The organism is Burkholderia sp. Ed8 (assembly GCF_040761425.1).
GTDB lineage: Bacteria > Pseudomonadota > Gammaproteobacteria > Burkholderiales > Burkholderiaceae > Burkholderia > Burkholderia seminalis.
In genome coordinates this window covers 3,280,993-3,294,801 of the sequence record NZ_CP142886.1, presented here as the reverse complement: position 1 = coordinate 3,294,801, position 13,809 = coordinate 3,280,993, and the positions used below count along the sequence as shown (strand labels likewise).

Annotated in this window: 12 protein-coding genes and 1 pseudogene; 11 read left to right on the top strand and 2 right to left on the bottom strand. The window is 66.7% G+C overall.

Going from position 1 to position 13,809, the window contains the following annotated elements; translation table 11 throughout:
• The first annotated feature begins 3 nt into the window (after positions 1 to 3).
• From VXM69_RS29020 to VXM69_RS29010, 3 genes are read left to right on the top strand one after another with little or no spacing between them, the layout of a single operon-like run.
• The gene (locus VXM69_RS29020; RefSeq protein WP_049028267.1) at positions 4 to 891 is read left to right on the top strand and encodes a peptidoglycan DD-metalloendopeptidase family protein; all 888 of its coding nucleotides are present in this window, start codon (positions 4 to 6) and stop codon (positions 889 to 891) included.
• Positions 892 to 902: 11 nt separating this feature from the next.
• Positions 903 to 1,991 (top strand): RNA polymerase sigma factor RpoS, encoded by a 1,089-nt coding sequence (gene rpoS, locus VXM69_RS29015; RefSeq protein ID WP_034188643.1) that lies wholly within the window; start codon positions 903 to 905, stop codon positions 1,989 to 1,991.
• Positions 1,992 to 1,994: 3 nt separating this feature from the next.
• Positions 1,995 to 2,771, top strand: a complete 777-nt coding sequence (locus VXM69_RS29010; protein WP_034188642.1) for a 3'-5' exonuclease — start codon at positions 1,995 to 1,997, stop codon at positions 2,769 to 2,771.
• Positions 2,772 to 2,801: 30 nt separating this feature from the next.
• On the opposite strand, the gene VXM69_RS29005 is transcribed toward VXM69_RS29010, so the two are convergent.
• Positions 2,802 to 3,656: an endonuclease/exonuclease/phosphatase family protein gene (locus VXM69_RS29005; RefSeq protein WP_059561610.1), complete on the bottom strand. Its 855-nt coding sequence runs from the start codon at positions 3,654 to 3,656 to the stop codon at positions 2,802 to 2,804.
• Between the two features lie 318 nt (positions 3,657 to 3,974).
• Here VXM69_RS29005 and rlmD point away from each other — a divergent pair, with 318 nt between their 5' ends.
• Positions 3,975 to 5,279: a 23S rRNA (uracil(1939)-C(5))-methyltransferase RlmD gene (rlmD, locus tag VXM69_RS29000; protein WP_367190220.1), complete on the top strand. Its 1,305-nt coding sequence runs from the start codon at positions 3,975 to 3,977 to the stop codon at positions 5,277 to 5,279.
• A 63-nt stretch (positions 5,280 to 5,342) separates the two neighbouring features.
• On the opposite strand, the gene VXM69_RS28995 is transcribed toward rlmD, so the two are convergent.
• Positions 5,343 to 6,041, bottom strand: coding sequence for a Bax inhibitor-1/YccA family protein (locus VXM69_RS28995; RefSeq protein ID WP_006761414.1), 699 nt, complete (start codon positions 6,039 to 6,041; stop codon positions 5,343 to 5,345).
• Between the two features lie 249 nt (positions 6,042 to 6,290).
• Here VXM69_RS28995 and ndk point away from each other — a divergent pair, with 249 nt between their 5' ends.
• The 7 genes and pseudogenes from ndk (at position 6,291) to bamB (ending at position 13,732) form a co-directional block, all read left to right on the top strand.
• Positions 6,291 to 6,716 (top strand): nucleoside-diphosphate kinase, encoded by a 426-nt coding sequence (gene ndk / locus VXM69_RS28990; RefSeq protein WP_006478674.1) that lies wholly within the window; start codon positions 6,291 to 6,293, stop codon positions 6,714 to 6,716.
• A gap of 55 nt (positions 6,717 to 6,771) precedes the next feature.
• A pseudogene (rlmN, locus tag VXM69_RS28985) lies at positions 6,772 to 7,910 on the top strand (23S rRNA (adenine(2503)-C(2))-methyltransferase RlmN).
• A gap of 163 nt (positions 7,911 to 8,073) precedes the next feature.
• The gene (locus VXM69_RS28980) at positions 8,074 to 9,081 is read left to right on the top strand and encodes a helix-turn-helix domain-containing protein (RefSeq protein WP_034188639.1); all 1,008 of its coding nucleotides are present in this window, start codon (positions 8,074 to 8,076) and stop codon (positions 9,079 to 9,081) included.
• Positions 9,082 to 9,193: 112 nt separating this feature from the next.
• On the top strand, positions 9,194 to 10,498 hold the full coding sequence (gene ispG, locus VXM69_RS28975; protein ID WP_034188974.1) for a flavodoxin-dependent (E)-4-hydroxy-3-methylbut-2-enyl-diphosphate synthase: 1,305 nt from the start codon (positions 9,194 to 9,196) through the stop codon (positions 10,496 to 10,498).
• A gap of 20 nt (positions 10,499 to 10,518) precedes the next feature.
• Positions 10,519 to 11,859 (top strand): histidine--tRNA ligase, encoded by a 1,341-nt coding sequence (gene hisS / locus VXM69_RS28970; protein ID WP_034188638.1) that lies wholly within the window; start codon positions 10,519 to 10,521, stop codon positions 11,857 to 11,859.
• A gap of 55 nt (positions 11,860 to 11,914) precedes the next feature.
• Positions 11,915 to 12,544 (top strand): tetratricopeptide repeat protein, encoded by a 630-nt coding sequence (locus tag VXM69_RS28965; RefSeq protein ID WP_200086426.1) that lies wholly within the window; start codon positions 11,915 to 11,917, stop codon positions 12,542 to 12,544.
• Between the two features lie 42 nt (positions 12,545 to 12,586).
• Positions 12,587 to 13,732: an outer membrane protein assembly factor BamB gene (gene bamB / locus VXM69_RS28960; RefSeq protein WP_034188636.1), complete on the top strand. Its 1,146-nt coding sequence runs from the start codon at positions 12,587 to 12,589 to the stop codon at positions 13,730 to 13,732.
• Positions 13,733 to 13,809 lie beyond the last annotated feature (77 nt).

The window sequence follows — 13,809 nt, the reverse complement described above, 5'->3', positions numbered from 1 at the left end:
CCGATGAGTATGTTGCGCGCGATGCAAAACAACCGATCCAGGGAACCGCTCACGCTCGCCCAGCGCGCGATCTGTGTGGCTGCGCTCTCCACGCTACTGGCCGCCTGTGCGACGCGGCTCGACAACGCGCCTGTCGTCGATCGCTCCGGCTCGCTCGGCACGACCGGCGCCGCGCAGCCCGCGGTGCCGCTCGGCCCGCCGCCGCCGGGCTTCTACCGCGTGAAACCGGGCGACACGCTGTACCGGATTGCGCTCGAGAACGGGCAGAACTATCGCGACATCGCGTCGTGGAACAACCTGGCGAACCCGAACCAGATCGAAGTCGACCAGTTGCTGCGCGTGGCGCCGCCGGGCGGTGCCGCCGTTGCGGGCGCACCGGCCACCGCGCCGATCGCGGGTGCGGCCGTGGCGACCGCGCCGCTGAGCAGCGGTCCGGCCACGCCGGCCGCCGGCACGTCGTCCACGCTCGCGACGCCGCCGGCCGCGGCGACCGGATCCAGCGATACGGCGGCGGCCCCGAGCGGCCCCGTGACGTTCGCGTGGCCCGCGCGCGGCCCCGTGCTGAACGGGTTCGACGACGCGAAGAACAAGGGTGTCAATATCGGCGGGTCCGCCGGCGAGGCCGTGAAGGCGGCAGCGGACGGCCGCGTCGTTTACTCCGGCAATGGCCTGCGTGGTTACGGCAACCTCATTATCATCAAACACGATGCAACTTACCTCACGGCGTATGCACACAATCGCGCTTTGATGGTAAAAGAGGGGGACGCGGTAACGAAGGGGCAGAAGATCGCCGAGATGGGTAACAGCGACGCCGACCGCGTGATGCTGCATTTCGAGGTTCGCCGGCAGGGTAAGCCTGTCGATCCGCTGAAGTATTTGCCGCCTCAATAACCGAGACGACCATGCCGAAATCGAAGCGCCACGAGCCGCAAGCCGAATCTGAGAAGATCAGTCGTGCCACGCAAGCATCGGTGGGGCGAGCTGGTGCTTCGACGGACGACGAGGACGATATCGCGGACAACGAGCGCGATATCGAGGCACGCGACGCCGAGGTGGACGGCGGCGACGACGAGCGCGAAGGCCGCCCGGAAGCATCGCCCGATGTCGACGATTTCCGCACGCTGCTGCAGGCCGAGCTCACGGCCGACACGATCCAGCATTACCTGAACCGAATCAGCGTGAAGCCGCTGCTGACCGTCGAGGAAGAGCAGCGCTATTCCCGCCTGGCGAAGGCCGGCGAATTCGAGGCGCGGCAGGTGATGATCGAGCGCAACCTGCGTCTCGTCGTCAGTATCGCGAAGGGGTATCTGAACCGCGGCGTCCCGCTGCTCGACCTGATCGAGGAAGGCAACCTCGGCCTCATGCACGCGATCGAGAAGTTCGACCCGACGCGCGGGTTCCGTTTCTCGACCTATGCGACGTGGTGGATCCGGCAGAGCATCGAACGGGCGATCATGAACCAGGCCCGCACGGTGCGCCTGCCCGTGCACGTGATCCGCGAGCTGAACCAGGTGCTGCGCGCGAAGCGCCACCTCGAAAAGAATTCGATGTCGACGGGCGAGGCGGCCGAGCGCCGCGAAGCCAGCATCGACGACATCGCCTATCTCACCGGCAAGACCGCCGAGGAAGTCACCGACATCCTCGCGCTCAACGAGCATACGGCGTCGCTCGACGCGCCGCTCGACCTCGATCCCGCGAGCAGCCTGCTCGACCTGTTGCCCGACGACCAGAGCCAGTCGCCCGATGCCGAGGTGCAGCACCGCGAGCTCGAGACGCTGACGCGCGCATGGCTGTCGCGTCTGTCGGACAAGCATCGGCACGTGATCGAACGCCGCTTCGGCCTGAACCACATCGAACCGGCGACGCTCGAGGAGCTCGCCGACGAGATGGGGCTGACGCGCGAGCGCGTGCGGCAGATCCAGCAGGAAGCGCTGGTGCGCCTCAAGCGGTTCTTTGCCTCCAACGGCGTGCGTAAGGACGCCGTTCTGTAACCGATGACTCCGATTCTTGTGTTTGACATCGAGACGATTCCCGATGTCGACGGCATTCGCCGTCTGGAAGACCTCCCTGCAACGCTCGACGATGCCGCGGTGGCCGAACATGCATTCGCCGCGCGCCGCGAGAAGACCGGCAGCGATTTCCTGCCGCATCACCTGCAGCGGATCGCCGCGATCTCGTGCGTGTTCCGCGACAACAACGGTTTTCGCGTGCGCTCGCTCGGCACGCCGCAGGACAATGAAGCGACGCTGATCCAGTCGTTCTACCGCGTGATCGAGAAATACACGCCGCAGCTCGTGTCGTGGAACGGCGGTGGCTTCGACCTGCCGGTGCTCCATTATCGCGCGCTCGTGCACGGTATCCCCGCGACCCGCTACTGGGATCTCGGCGAGGACGACCGCGAATTCAAGTGGAACAACTACATCTCGCGCTATCACACGCGGCATACCGACCTGATGGACGTGCTCGCGATGTATCAGGCGCGCGCGAACGCGCCGCTCGACGCGCTGGCGAAGCTGTGCGGCTTTCCGGGCAAGCTCGGGATGGACGGCAGCCAGGTGTGGCCGGCGTTCCGCGATGGCCGGATCGACGAAATCCGCAACTATTGCGAAACCGACGTCGTCAACACCTATCTGCTGTACTGCCGGTTCCAGTTGATGCGCGGCGGCCTGACACCGAGCGAGTATGCGGACGAGATCCTGATCGTGAAGAATGCGCTCGCGCTCGAGCCGGCGCCGCACTGGGTCGAGTACCTGGCCGGCTTCGACGCGTAGCGCGGGCGGCCGGCGCCGCAATCGGCGCGGTCAGGCCAGCTCGAGCAGCACGGGCTGATGGTCGGACGCGCGCACGTCGCCTTCGATCTCGCAATACACGACGCGCGGCAGCAGCGTCTCGGTCACGAATACGAAGTCGCACGCGAGCGGCCCTTCCGGCCATTGCGCCGTATCGTGGACGCCGGCCGTCGGTGGCGGCGCGCGGCCCGGGTGTCGCGCGACCCAAGCGTCGACGAAGCGCGGCGCGTCCGCGATCGGGGCCAGGAAGCGCCGGTACGCGTCGCTGTCGAATGCGCTGTTGAAGTCGCCGCAGACGATCGCATCGCACGGCTGGCCGGTCGCGCTGAACGGTCCCTCGGCAGTCTCGGCCGGCGCCGGGTGTTTCGCGTGCGCGCAGGCCTCGCGATGCCGGCCGCGCAACGCATCGACCTGTGCGAGCCGCTGGCGCGCCGAATAATATTCCAGATGGGTCGTCACCACGCGCAGCGCGCCGAAGGGCGCCTGCAGTTCGACGTCGAGCGCGACGCGCGGCATCGACGGCGCGCCGGCGTCGGCCGGCCACGGCAGCCACTGGCGCAGCACGCGCCCGACCGGCAGCCGCGTCGCGATCGCATTGCCGAACTGGCGGCGCGATGCGCCCGGTTCGATTGCCGGCAGGTCGGCGCCGATCGCTTCGATGATCGTGTAGCCGGGCAGCCGCGCCGCCAGTTCGGCGAACTGGTCGGGGCCCGGCTGCCCGGGCAGTGCGCCGAAGCCGCGCGTGACCTCCTGCAGGCACAGCACGTCGAAATCGCCGAGCCGCCGGATCGTCGAGACGGTGCGGGAAAGGTCGACGACGCCGTCCGCGTCCCGACCCCATTGGATGTTCCAGTCGATCAGTCGCATGGTCGAATCTCCTGCCGGTTGGGCGTCGGGCGTCAGGGCCGCGCCCTCGCGCGTTCCAGTGTCTTGCGCGCCGGTGGGCCGTGGGCTGTCAGCCGGCTGCGCGAGTTTCGGCGCCATGCAGGGCCGTCCCTGATCGAGTATCGACGGTCGCGCCATCCAAAGCGGGCGGTACGGGCCTTCGTCGTCTACAATCTCGCCTTCTTCAACGTTTGTCAGGAAAAGCTGGTGTCCGAAGCCGTCCCCACTTCTGCGCGCAAATCGAAAAATGCGCCCGTCGCGCCCGGGCCCGCCCCGGTTCTCGAGATCGAATCGCTCGACATGGAAGCGCGCGGTGTCGGCCGCACGATCACCGAGGACGGCGAGCCGGGCAAGGTCATCTTCGTCGAGGGCGCGTTGCCGGGCGAACGCGTGACCTATTCGAGCTACCGCCGCAAGCCGAGCTACGAGCAGGCGACGGTTGTCGATATTCTGCGCCCGAGCGTGATGCGCACGCAGCCGAAATGCAAGTTCTTCGGTACCTGCGGCGGCTGCTCGATGCAGCATCTCGACATGCGTGCGCAGGTGGCGGTCAAGCAGCGCGTGCTCGAGGACAACCTGTGGCACCTGGCGAAGCTGCGCGCGGAAACGATGTTCGCGCCGATCCACGGCCCGTCGTGGGGCTATCGCTATCGTGCGCGGCTGACCGTGCGCAACGTGGCGAAGAAGGGCGGCGTGCTGGTCGGGTTCCACGAGAAGAAGAGCAGCTACGTTGCCGACATGACGAGCTGCGAAGTGCTGCCGCCGCACGTGTCGGCGATGCTGGTGCCGCTGCGCCGGCTCGTCGAGGGGCTGTCGATCCGCGATCGGATGCCGCAGATCGAGCTGGCGGTCGGTTCGCAAGTCACGGCGCTCGTGCTGCGTGTGCTGGAGCCGATCAATGCGGACGATGAAGCGCTGCTGCGCGCGTTCGCGGACGAGCACAAGGTGCAGTTCTGGCTGCAGCCGAAGGGCCCGGACACGGTGACGCCGTTCTATCCGCTCGACGTGCCGCTCGACTACACGCTGCCGGAGTTCGGCATCCGCATGCCGTTCAAGCCGACCGACTTCACGCAGGTCAATCATCAGATCAACCGTGTGCTGGTGGGGCGTGCGCTGCGCCTGCTGGCGCCGTCGCGCGAAGACCGCGTGCTCGACCTGTTCTGCGGCATCGGCAACTTCACGCTGCCGCTCGCGCGGCTGTCGCGCGAAGTGATGGGCATCGAGGGCAGCGACACGCTGACGACGCGCGCGCTCGCGAATGCACGCGAAAACGGTGTCGACGGCCACACGACGTTCGCGTGCCGGAACCTGTTCGAGGTGACGGGCGACGACCTCCGCGCGCTTGGCGCCTTCGACAAGTTCCTGATCGACCCGCCGCGCGAAGGCGCGCTCGCGGTGTCGAAGGCGCTGGCCGAGATCGCGCAGAGCGGCGCAGGCCCGCTGCCGAAGCGCATCGTCTACGTGTCGTGCAACCCGTCGACGCTTGCACGCGACGCGGGCCTGCTCGTGCACGAGGCCGGTTACCGGCTGAAGGGCGCCGGTGTCGTCAACATGTTCCCGAATACGTCGCACGTCGAATCGATCGCGCTGTTCGAGCGCGACTGAGCCGGGCGGCGGACGTAAAAAAACCGGCCCGAAGGCCGGTTTTTTCATGGAGCCCCGCGAACGTCAGTTGCGGTTGCCGCCGAAGATGCCGAGCAGGGCGAGCAGGTTCGTGAACACGTTGTACAGGTCGAGGTAGATCGCGAGCGTGGCCGAGATGTAGTTCGTCTCGCCGCCGTTCACGACGCGCTGGACGTCGAACAGCATGTATGCGGAGAAGATCGCGATCGCGAGCACCGACACGGTGAGCATCAGCGCCGGCAGTTGCAGGAAGATGTTCGCGACCGACGCGAGCAGGATCACGATCACGCCCATGAACAGCCACTTGCCGAGGCCCGAGAAATCGCGCTTGCTGACGGTGGCGATCGTCGCCATCGCGGCGAAGATGATGCCGGTGCCGCCGAACGCGAGCATGATCAGCGACGGGCCGTTCGAGAAGCCGAGGATGAAGCTCAGCAGCCGCGACAGCATCAGGCCCATGAAGAACGTGAAGCCGAGCAGCACGAACACGCCGGCCGCGCTGTTTTTCGTCCGCTCGATCGCGAACATGAAGCCGAACGCGATCGCGAAGAACGCGAGCAGGCTCATCATCGGGCTCGTGGCGGCGAACAGCGAGAAGCCCGTCGCGACGCCGACCCAGGCGCCCAGCACGGTCGGCACCATCGACAGCGCGAGCAGCCAGTACGTGTTCCGCAGCACGCGGTTGCGCACCTCGGCGGTGCTGACGGAACCGCCGCGGCCGAAATTGTACGGATAGTCGTTCATGGTTTCTCCTAACATTGAACGCGTGAGCGTCCGGGGCCGGTTCGGCGCACGCGGTGTGCGGCGCAGCAAACCGGAGCAGCTATGGCTAAGATACGTTCCGTGCCGGGAGGTTTCAATGGCCGTGCGGCAGAAAACATATGGATTCGGAACCTTTCGCGTGTGTAAGGGTTCAATCGCAATGATACACGGGATCGTGCTACAATAGCGGATTCATTTGAACCTGTAACTTCTTAATTTTTTGGAGTTTTTATGGCAATCGAGCGCACCCTGTCGATCATCAAGCCGGATGCGGTGGCAAAGAACGTGATCGGCCAGATCTACAGCCGTTTCGAAGGCGCCGGCCTGAAGATCGTCGCATCGCGCATGGCACACCTGTCGCGTGCTGACGCAGAGAAGTTCTACGCGGTTCACGCAGCGCGTCCGTTCTTCAAGGACCTCGTCGATTTCATGATCTCGGGCCCGGTGATGATCCAGGTTCTGGAAGGCGAAGGCGCGATCCTGAAGAACCGCGACCTGATGGGCGCGACGGATCCGAAGAAGGCGGAAAAGGGCACGATCCGCGCCGATTTCGCCGACAGCATCGACGCGAACGCCGTTCACGGCTCGGACGCTGCGGAAACGGCAGCGGTCGAAATCGCGTTCTTCTTCCCGGAAATGAACGTTTACTCGCGTTAAGCCCTGGCTGACAGCAAGTAGGCAGGATTCAGCGTACGCGGCAAGGCAGCACATCATGACGAGCGAAACTTCCGTCAATCTTCTCGACTTCGATGCCGAGGGTCTTGTCGCGTACTGCGGCAGCCTGGGCGAGAAGCCGTTCCGCGCCAAGCAGTTGCAGCGCTGGATCCACCAGTACAACGCCGGCGATTTCGACGGCATGACCGATCTCGCGAAGTCCCTGAGAGAAAAGCTCAAGGGTCGCGCGTCGATCGTGATGCCCGAGATCGCCAGCGATCACGTTTCCACCGACGGCACGCGCAAGTGGCTGATCGACGTCGGAAACGGCAATGCGGTCGAAACCGTGTTCATCCCGGAAGAGACGCGCGGCACGCTGTGCGTGTCGTCGCAGGCCGGATGCGCGGTCAACTGCCGCTTCTGTTCGACGGGCAAGCAGGGCTTTCCCGCAACCTGTCGACAGCCGAAATCATCGGCCAGCTCCGCATGGCCGAATTTGCATTGCGAGCGTCGCTGGGCCGCGCGCCTGGCCCGAACGGCAAGGCCGAACGGGTCGTCACCAACGTGGTGATGATGGGCATGGGCGAGCCGCTCCTGAATTACAGCGCGGTCGTGCCCGCGATGCGGCTGATGCTCGACGACAACGCGTACGGCCTGTCGCGCCGCCGCGTGACGCTGTCCACGTCCGGCGTGGTGCCGATGATGGATCGCCTCGGCGCCGAGTTGCCGGTCGCGCTGGCCGTTTCGCTGCACGCGCCGAACGATGCGCTGCGCGACGAGCTGGTGCCGCTCAACAAGAAGTATCCGCTTCGCGAGCTGATGGCTGCATGCCAGCGCTATCTGAAAGTCGCGCCGCGTGACTTCATTACATTCGAATACTGCATGCTGGACGGCGTCAACGACACCGAAGCGCATGCGCGCGAACTGCTGGCCGTCACGCGCGACGTGCCGTGCAAGTTCAATCTGATCCCGTTCAATCCGTTTCCGGAATCGGGCCTCATCCGCTCGAAGCCGGAGCAGATCAAGCGCTTCGCGCAGGTCCTCATCGACGCGGGTGTCGTCACGACCGTTCGCAAGACGCGCGGCGACGACATCGATGCCGCGTGCGGCCAGCTGGCCGGCGCGGTGAAGGACCGCACGCGCCTGGCGGAGCGAACGGGTGCAGCAGGAAAAATCATCGAAGTTCGGGCAGTTTGACGGGGGCACCTGGCCGGGGACGCCCGAACCCTTTGGCGGTGCAACACGCGAATAGCGATCGGTCGCGGCGCCTCGGCGCCGCGCATGGTATGGACAGTTGCGGGTGTCGGCCGGCAGGGCCGGCGGCGCCCGCCAGTGAAGAAGAATCGACGCGAGGACAAGGATGAGTGAGCCGCAGCCGACTAACGGCGCAGAGACGAATGCCGCGAAACCGGCACCGGCGGGACTGGAATCGCTGGCGGCGGTCGGCAGCCGGCTGGCGCAGCTTCGGGAGACGAAGGGCTGGTCGGTCGACGACGTATCGGCGCGACTCAAGGTCGCACCGCAGAAGCTCCGGGCGCTCGAGGCCGGCGACATCAGCCATCTGCCCGGTGTGACGTTCGCGCTCGGTGTCGTGCGCAGCTACGCGAAGATGCTCGGCGTCGATCCGGAGCCGTTCGCGCAGGCGTTGCGCCGTGAGCGCGGGGTGCCGGAAGTCGACCTGTCGATGCCCGCGTCGTCGGGGACGGATCTGCCGCGCGGCCGCGTGTCGATTCCGCTGGGCGGCTCGTCGCGTCATCATCCGTGGCTGTGGGGAACGGCGATCGTCGTCGTCGCGGTGGTCGCCGTACTGATGTGGCACACTGGCGGCGATTCGTCGGGCCTGCTCGCGCGCCTGAAGGGCAATGACGCGGAGCATGCGTCGGCGGCGAGCGCCTCGGCTGCGTCGCCGGCGGCTGCCGAAGAGGCGGCCGCGAGCGGCGCGTCGACCGTCTCCGCCAACGACGTTCCGGCCCCGGCGGCGGCATCCGCGGCGCCGGCGCAGGCAGTGGCATCCGCTGTCCCGGCGCCCGTGGCGACGGCCGCGGCATCGCAGCCGGCCGTGGCGGCGGCGGCGAGCGCCGCCGTGCCGGTCCAGCCGGCGAGCGTCGCGGTCGCGGCAGGCCAGTCGATGATCGAACTGAAGGTCAAGCAGGATTGCTGGTTCAGCGTGCGCGACAAGAACGGCAAGGAGCTGTTCTCGGCGCTGGTGCGGGCCGGCGAGACGAAGCAGGTCGCCGGCGACGGGCCGTTCAAGGTCACGATCGGCAACAAGGCGGGCCTCGACGCAGTCGCGTTCGACGGAAAACCTGTCGATCCGGCAAAATATTCGGCAGCGCGGGGTAATGTGGCACGGTTCACGTTGCCCTGACGTCAAGCGCCGTGGCGAAGGCCTGTCGTCGATCTCGGCAGGCCGTGAGGGCACGGCGCTTTTTCAATTCATGCGCCGTGTCGCGGCGCATTCCGCGTAAATGGATCTATCGATGCAATCCGAAGCTCAATCCCCACGCAGCAGTCAGATTTGTTCAACCGAGCCGGTGTTCGGCGGGCATCAGCCGCGCCGCGTATCGCATGCGGTGGATGTCCGCTGGGGCGGGCAGCTCGTGACGATCGGCGGCGACGCGCCGGTGCGCGTGCAGTCGATGACGAATACCGACACGGCCGACGCGATCGGCACGGCGATCCAGATCAAGGAACTCGCGAACGCGGGCTCCGAACTGGTGCGCATCACGGTCAACACGCCCGAGGCCGCGGCCGCCGTGCCGGCGATCCGCGAGCAGCTCGACCGGATGGGCGTGACCGTGCCGCTCGTCGGCGATTTCCACTACAACGGCCACCTGCTGCTGCGCGACTACCCGGGCTGCGCGGAGGCGCTGTCGAAGTACCGGATCAACCCCGGCAACGTCGGCCAGGGCGCGAAGCGCGATACGCAGTTCGCACAGATGATCGAGGCCGCGGCCAAGTACGACAAGCCGGTGCGGATCGGCGTGAACTGGGGCAGCCTCGACCAGGATCTGCTCGCGCGCATGATGGACGAGAACGGCGCGCGTTCGCAGCCGTGGGACGCGCAGAGCGTGATGTACGAGGCACTGATCCAGTCGGCGATCGGCTCGGCCGAACGGGCGGTCGAACTCGGCCTCGGCCGCGACCGCATCGTGCTGTCGTGCAAGGTCAGCGGCGTGCAGGACCTGATCGCCGTGTACCGCGAGCTCGGCCGCCGCTGCGGCTTTGCGCTGCACCTCGGGCTGACCGAGGCCGGCATGGGCTCGAAGGGCATCGTCGCGTCGACGGCCGCGCTCGGCGTGCTGCTCCAGGAAGGGATCGGCGACACGATCCGCATCTCGCTGACGCCGGAGCCGGGCGCGTCGCGCACGGGTGAAGTGATCGTCGGCCAGGAAATCCTGCAGACGATGGGTCTGCGCTCGTTCGCGCCGATGGTGATCGCGTGCCCGGGCTGCGGCCGCACGACGAGCACGCTGTTCCAGGAACTCGCGATGCAGATCCAGACCTACCTGCGCGAGCAGATGCCGGTCTGGCGCAAGGCGTATCCGGGCGTCGAGAAGATGAACGTCGCGGTGATGGGCTGCATCGTCAACGGTCCGGGCGAATCGAAGCACGCGAACATCGGCATCAGCCTGCCGGGTTCGGGCGAGAACCCGGCCGCGCCCGTCTTCATCGACGGCGAGAAGGTCAAGACGCTGCGCGGCGAGCGGATCGCCGAGGAATTCCAGCAGATCGTCAGCGACTACGTCGCACGCAATTACGGCCGCACCGAGGCCCTGAACTAATTCGTCCACACACACGAACGATGACTGAACAGAAACGCAAGATCGAGAAGCTCACCGGCGTCAAGGGCATGAACGACATCCTTCCGCAGGATGCCGGCCTGTGGGAATTCTTCGAAGCAACCGTGAAATCGCTGCTGCGCGCATACGGCTACCAGAACATCCGCACGCCGATCGTCGAACACACGCAGCTCTTCACGCGCGGCATCGGCGAAGTCACCGACATCGTCGAGAAGGAGATGTACAGCTTCACCGACGCGCTGAACGGCGAGAACCTGACGCTGCGCCCGGAAAACACCGCGGCCGTCGTGCGCGCGTCGATCGAGCACAACATGCTGTACGACGGCCCGAAGCGCCTGTGGTACATCGGCCCGATGTTCCGTCACGAGCGTCCGCAGCGCGGCCGCTACCGCCAGTTCCATCAGGTCGGCGTCGAGGCGCTCGGCTTCGCGGGTCCCGATGCGGATGCCGAGATCATCATGATGTGCCAGCGCCTGTGGGACGACCTCGGCCTGACCGGCATCAAGCTCGAGATCAACTCGCTCGGCCTGGCCGAAGAGCGCGCCGCGCACCGCGTCGAACTGATCAAGTACCTCGAACGGTTCGCCGACGTGCTCGACGAGGACGCGAAGCGCCGTCTGTATACGAACCCGCTGCGCGTGCTCGACACGAAGAATCCCGCGCTGCAGGAGATCGCGCAGAACGCGCCGAAGCTGATCGACTTCCTTGGCGAGGCATCGCGCGCGCACTTCGAAGGACTGCAGCGCCTGCTGCTCGCGAACAACATTCCGTTCAAGATCAACCCGCGTCTCGTGCGCGGCCTCGATTACTACAACCTGACCGTGTTCGAGTGGGTGACCGACAAGCTCGGCGCGCAGGGCACGGTCGCGGCCGGCGGCCGCTACGATCCGCTGATCGAGCAGCTCGGCGGCAAGCCGACCGCCGCGTGCGGCTGGGCGATGGGCATCGAGCGGATTCTCGAGCTGCTGAAGGAAGAGGATCTCGCGCCCGAGCAGGAAGGCGTCGACGTGTACGTCGTGCACCAGGGCGAGACCGCGCGCGAACAGGCGTTCATCGCGGCCGAGCGCCTGCGCGATACGGGCCTCGACGTGATCTTCCACTGCAGCGCCGACGGCGCGACGGCAAGCTTCAAGTCGCAGATGAAGCGGGCCGACGCGAGCGGCGCCGCGTTCGCGGTGATCTTCGGCGAAGAAGAAGTCGCGAACGGCACGGTGGGCGTGAAAGCGCTGCGCGGTGCGGGCGCGGACGGGGAAAAGAACGTTCAGCAGACCGTACCGGTCGAAAGCTTGACCGAATTCCTAATCAATGCGATGGTTGCATCCGCCGAAGACGGCGACGACTGATCGCGCTGGCGTTCGCTCGACAAGAAAGGCCTGAACAGGAAGGAATCGCTCGCCGATGAGTTATCACGACGAACAAGAATCGATTGAAAGTCTCAAGGCGTGGTGGGCCCGCTGGGGCAACCTCACCACGTGGATCGTGCTCGCGGCGCTCGTCGTCGCGGCCGGTTTCAACGGCTGGAACTACTGGCAGCGCCGTCAGGCTGCCGAGGCGTCCGGGCTGTACGAGCAGGTCCAGAAGGCCGCCGCCGCGAACGACAAGGCGACGATGGCCCGCGCGGCCGCCGACATGGAAGACAAGTTCGGCAGCACGCCGTATGCACAGATGACGGCGCTCACGGCCGCGAAGACGCTGTATGCGGCCGGCGACGCGGCGGGCGCGAAGGCGCAGCTGCAATGGGCGGTCGATCACGCCAAGGACGACGAGTACAAGCAGATCGCGAAGCTGCGCCTCGCGTCGCTGCTGCTCGACGAAAAGGCGTACGACGCGGGCCTCACGCTGCTGTCGGGCACGCCGGTCGAAGCGTTCAAGGGCCTCGTGGCCGATCGCCGCGGCGATCTGCTGGCCGCGCAAGGCAAGACCGACGAGGCGCGCGCCGCTTACAAGCTCGCGCTCGACGGCCTGTCGAAGGACGACCAGTCTGCGCGCCAGCTCGTGCAGTTCAAGCTGGACGCGCTCGGCGGCTGAATCGCGGTCCCCTCAACCTCTTAACTTCTGCTTCGCTAACCGATGAATTTGCTGAAACGTTACGCTGTGCCCGTCGCCTGCGCGGCGGCTGTCCTCGCATTGGCGGCCTGCTCGTCGTCGAAGGACGCGCGCCGCGTGCCGACGCCGCTGACCGAGTTCAAGCCCGTCATGGACGTGCAACAGGTCTGGAAGGCAAGCGTCGGCAAGGGCGGGCGCTACCTGTTCTCGCCGGTGGCCGTGGGCGACGCCGTTTATGCGGCGGGCGAAAACGGTTCGGTCGAGAAGATCGATGCGAAGACGGGCCAGACCGTCTGGCGCGCGAAGGTCGGCTCGGACCTGTCGGCCGGGGTCGGCAGCGACGGCAACCTGACCGCGGTCGGCGCGCTGAAGGGCGGCGTGTTCGTGCTGGGTCCGGACGGCAAGCAACTGTGGAAGACCAGCGTGCAGGGCGAGATCTTCTCGCCGCCGCTCGTCGGCAACGGCCTCGTGATCGTCCGCACGATCGACGGCCAGGTGATCGCGTTCAACGCGCAGACGGGCGAGCAGAAGTGGAACTACCGCAACCGCGCGGTGCCGCTGAACCTGCGCGTGTCGGCCGGCATGACGTTCGCGGGCGACGCGGCGGTGCTGGCGGGCTTCCCGGGCGGCGGTCTCGTCGCGATCAACCTGCAGACGGGCGAGCCGTTCTGGCAGACCCCGGTGTCGTTCCCGAAGGGCGTGACCGAGGTCGAGCGCATCAACGACGTCAGCGGCCCGCCGACGCTCGTCGGCGCGGAAGCCTGCGCGGTGACGTTCCAGGGGCAGCTCGGCTGCTTCGACGCGAACTCGGGCCGCCCGCTGTGGGAAAAGCCGTTCTCGAGCCGCAGCGGTCTGGCGCAGGACGATTCGGTGGTCGCCGGCGGCGACGACTGGTCGGTCGTGACGGCGTACGACGCGGCGTCCGGCAACCAGCTGTGGCGCAACGACAAGCTGAAGAGCCGTGACGTCGGCGTGCCGTACCTGCTCGGGCACGCGGTCGTGATGGGCGACTACAAGGGCTTCGTGCACTTCCTGTCGCGCGAAGACGGCAGCTTCATCGCGCGGATGAAGACCGACGGCAGCGCGATTACGGCGGCGCCGGTCCTCGCGGGCAATACGCTCGTCGTGCAGACGAAGGACGGCGGCCTGTACGGATTCCGTCCGCGCTGATAAGCAGGAAACACGTGTGGCCGCGGCGCGGCGGGCTTGTCCCGCGCGCCCCGGCCGTGCAGCATGAAGGCGGCCGG

Coding starts and splice junctions, on each gene's coding strand:
- VXM69_RS29010 (WP_034188642.1), top strand. CDS start 1,995: ATGACTCCGATTCTTGTGTTTGACATCGAGACGATTCCCGATGTCGAC.
- VXM69_RS29020 (WP_049028267.1), top strand. CDS start 4: ATGAGTATGTTGCGCGCGATGCAAAACAACCGATCCAGGGAACCGCTC.
- ispG (WP_034188974.1), top strand. CDS start 9,194: ATGCAATCCGAAGCTCAATCCCCACGCAGCAGTCAGATTTGTTCAACC.
- rlmD (WP_367190220.1), top strand. CDS start 3,975: ATGGAAGCGCGCGGTGTCGGCCGCACGATCACCGAGGACGGCGAGCCG.
- rpoS (WP_034188643.1), top strand. CDS start 903: ATGCCGAAATCGAAGCGCCACGAGCCGCAAGCCGAATCTGAGAAGATC.
- ndk (WP_006478674.1), top strand. CDS start 6,291: ATGGCAATCGAGCGCACCCTGTCGATCATCAAGCCGGATGCGGTGGCA.
- bamB (WP_034188636.1), top strand. CDS start 12,587: ATGAATTTGCTGAAACGTTACGCTGTGCCCGTCGCCTGCGCGGCGGCT.
- VXM69_RS28995 (WP_006761414.1), bottom strand. CDS start 6,041: ATGAACGACTATCCGTACAATTTCGGCCGCGGCGGTTCCGTCAGCACC.
- VXM69_RS29005 (WP_059561610.1), bottom strand. CDS start 3,656: ATGCGACTGATCGACTGGAACATCCAATGGGGTCGGGACGCGGACGGC.
- hisS (WP_034188638.1), top strand. CDS start 10,519: ATGACTGAACAGAAACGCAAGATCGAGAAGCTCACCGGCGTCAAGGGC.
- VXM69_RS28965 (WP_200086426.1), top strand. CDS start 11,915: ATGAGTTATCACGACGAACAAGAATCGATTGAAAGTCTCAAGGCGTGG.
- VXM69_RS28980 (WP_034188639.1), top strand. CDS start 8,074: ATGAGTGAGCCGCAGCCGACTAACGGCGCAGAGACGAATGCCGCGAAA.